The 3,575-nt window shown below is 66.8% G+C and carries 1 protein-coding gene; it reads right to left on the reverse strand.

Translation table 11 applies throughout. The annotated features are described in order from the left end of the window. The coding region (gene rpoB / locus E8A49_RS17460; RefSeq protein ID WP_293384364.1) for a DNA-directed RNA polymerase subunit beta at positions 1-3,575 on the reverse strand (3,575 nt) is incomplete at both ends.

Here is a 3,575-nt window from a genome sequence, read left to right on the forward strand (position 1 = left end):
GCCTTGCCGCCCAGCGGCTGCTGGGTGACCAGGCTGTAGGGGCCGATCGAGCGGGCGTGGATCTTGTCGTCCACCAGGTGGTGCAGCTTCAGCATGTAGATGTAGCCGACGGTCACCGGACGCTTGAACCGCTCGCCGGTCTGGCCATCGTACAGGTACGACTGGCCCGAACGGTCGAGGCCGGCCTTTTCCAGCAGGCGCTCGATGTCGTCGATGTGGGCGCCGTCGAACACCGGGGTGGCGAAGGGGATGCCCTTCGACAGGTTCCGGGCGAGTTCGACCAGCTCCTCATCGCTTTCCGGCAGTTCCTCGTCGGGACCGTAGGTCTCGCGGAGGTAGTCGATCAGCGTCTTGCGCTGACCGCCGTTCTGCCAGGCTTCCAGGAGGTCGGCGACCTGCTTGCCGAGGCCGGCGGCGGCCCAACCCAGGTGGGTCTCGAAGATCTGGCCGACGTTCATGCGCGACGGCACGCCCAGCGGGTTCAGCACGATGTCCACGTGGGTGCCGTTTTCCAGATACGGCATGTCCTCGACGGGCAGGATCTTGGAGATCACGCCCTTGTTGCCGTGACGGCCGGCCATCTTGTCGCCCGGCTGCAGCTTGCGCTTCACCGCCACGAACACCTTGACCATCTTCATCACGCCAGGGGGCAGTTCGTCGCCGCGCTGCAGCTTGTCGACCTTGTCCTCGAAGCGGCGGTCGAGGCGCTTGCGGGCCTCGTCGAACTGGCGGCGCATGGCCTCCAGCTCGCCCATGGCCTTCTCGTCCTCGAGCGCGATCTGCCACCACAGGCCGGGGGAGATCTCTTCCAGCTTGTCGGCTTCGATCTTGCCGCGGCCCAGGCCCTTGGGGCCCGAGACGGCGACCTTGCCGACCAGCAGGCTGCGCAGGCGCGAGGTCATGTTGCGGTTCAGGATGGCGAACTCGTCGTCGCGGTCCTTGCCCAGGCGGTCGATTTCCGCCCGTTCAATGGCCAGGGCGCGTTCGTCCTTGTCGACGCCGTGCCGGTTGAAGACGCGGACTTCCACGATGGTCCCCGCGACGCCCGGAGGCAGGCGGAGCGAGGTGTCGCGGACGTCGGAGGCCTTCTCGCCGAAGATGGCGCGCAGCAGCTTCTCTTCCGGGGTCATCGGGCTTTCGCCCTTCGGCGTCACCTTGCCCACCAGGATGTCGCCCGGCAGGACTTCGGCGCCGATCGCCACGATGCCGGCCTCGTCGAGGTTGCGCAGGGCTTCCTCGCCGACGTTCGGGATATCGCGGGTGATCTCTTCCGGGCCCAGCTTGGTGTCGCGGGCCATGACCTCGAATTCCTCGATGTGGATCGAGGTGAAGATGTCGTCGCGCACGATGCGCTCGGAGATCAGGATCGAGTCTTCGAAGTTGTAGCCGTTCCAGGGCATGAAGGCGACGAGGGTGTTACGCCCCAGCGCCAGTTCGCCCAGCTCGGTCGACGGGCCGTCGGCGATCACGTCGCCGGCCGCCACGCGGTCGCCCACCCGCACCAGCGGACGCTGGTTGATGCAGGTCGAGGTGTTGGAGCGCTGGAACTTCTGCAGACGGTAGATGTCGACGCCGGGCTTGGTCGGGTCGGTCTCTTCCGTGGCGCGGATGACGATCCGGGTGCCGTCGATCTGCTCGATGACGCCGGAGCGGCGGGCCACGACGACCGCGCCCGAATCCACCGCCACGATGGCCTCCATGCCGGTGCCGACCAGCGGCGCATCCGTCTGGATGAGCGGCACGGCCTGCTTCTGCATGTTGGAGCCCATCAGGGCGCGGTTGGCGTCGTCGTTTTCCAGGAACGGGATCAGCGAGGCGGCGACGGACACCACCTGCTTGGGCGACACGTCCATCAGGTCGACGTCGGCGCGCGGCAGCAGCGAGGGCTCACCGTTGATCCGGCCGGGGACCAGGTCCTCGACGATGTTGCCGTTGTCGAGCTTGATGTTGGCCTGGGCGATGACGTGCTTGGCCTCTTCCATCGCCGACATGTAGACGACCTCGTCCGTCGTCTTGCCGTCCTTGATCCGCCGGTACGGGCTTTCGATGAAGCCGTACTTGTTCACCACCGCATGGGTGGCGAGCGAGTTGATCAGGCCGATGTTCGGGCCTTCCGGCGTCTCGATGGGGCAGATCCGGCCGTAGTGCGTCGGGTGCACGTCGCGCACCTCGAAGCCGGCGCGTTCCCGCGTCAGGCCGCCCGGGCCAAGCGCCGAGAGGCGGCGCTTGTGGGTGATTTCCGACAGCGGGTTGGTCTGGTCCATGAACTGCGAGAGCTGCGAGGAGCCGAAGAACTCCCTCACCGCCGCGGCGGCCGGCTTCGCATTGATCAGGTCGTGCGGCATGACCGTGTCGATGTCGACGCTGGACATGCGCTCCTTGATCGCGCGCTCCATGCGCAGCAGGCCGACGCGGTACTGGTTTTCCAGCAGTTCGCCCACCGAGCGCACCCGGCGGTTGCCGAGGTTGTCGATGTCGTCGATCTCGCCGCGGCCGTCGCGCAGGCCGACCAGGGTCTTGAGCACCGCCAGCACGTCGTCCTTGCGCACCACGCGCACGTCGTCGGGGCAGTCGAGCTCCAGGCGCATGTTCATCTTCACGCGGCCGACCGAGGAGAGGTCGTAGCGCTCACTGTCGAAGAACAGCGACTTGAACATCGCCTCGGCGGCTTCCACCGTCGGCGGCTCGCCCGGGCGCATGACCCGGTAGATGTCGAACAGCGCATCCTCGCGGGCGGCGTTCTTGTCCACGCGAAGCGTGTTGCGGATGTAGGCCCCGACGGTCACGTCGTCGATGTCGAGCACGTCGAGGGAATCGAAGCCCTGCTCTTCCAACGCCGCCAGCAGCGCCGGGTCCAGCTCGTCGCCGGCCTCGGCGTAGATCTCGCCGGTCTGGAAGTTGACCAGGTCCTTGGCCAGGTACTTGCCGGTCAGCGCCTCAGGCGCCAGCAGCAGGGTCTTGAGGCCCGCGTCGGCGAACTTCTTGGCGTTACGGGCGGAGATCTTGGCGCCGGCGGCGGCCACTTCCTCGCCGGTGTCGGCGTCGATGAGGGCGAACTCCGGCTTCACGCCGCGCCAGCGTTCCGGCTGGTAGGCGGTGGCCCAGCCGCCGATCTTGCCCTTCTTATCGGCGACCTTCTTGTAGGTGAGGGTGTTGTAGAAGGTGGAGAGGATCTCCTCACCGTCCATGCCCAGCGCCATCAGGAAGGTGGTGGCCGGCAGCTTGCGGCGGCGGTCGATGCGCACATAGACCACGTCCTTGGCGTCGAACTCGAAGTCGAGCCAGGAGCCGCGGTACGGGATCACCCGGGCGGCGAACAGCAGCTTGCCCGAGGCGTGGGTCTTGCCCTTGTCGTGGTCGAAGAAGACGCCCGGCGAGCGGTGCATCTGCGAGACGATCACCCGTTGCGTGCCGTTGACGATGAAGGTGCCCTTCTCCGTCATCAGCGGGATGTCGCCCATGTAGACGTCCTGCTCCTTGATGTCCTTCACGGAGCGGGCGCCGGTCTCCTCGTCGGTCTCGAACACGATGAGGCGCAGCTTGACCTTCAGCGGCGCGGCGTAGGTCATGTCGCG

The organism is Phenylobacterium sp., from assembly GCF_004799515.1.
Lineage (GTDB): Bacteria > Pseudomonadota > Alphaproteobacteria > Caulobacterales > Caulobacteraceae > Phenylobacterium.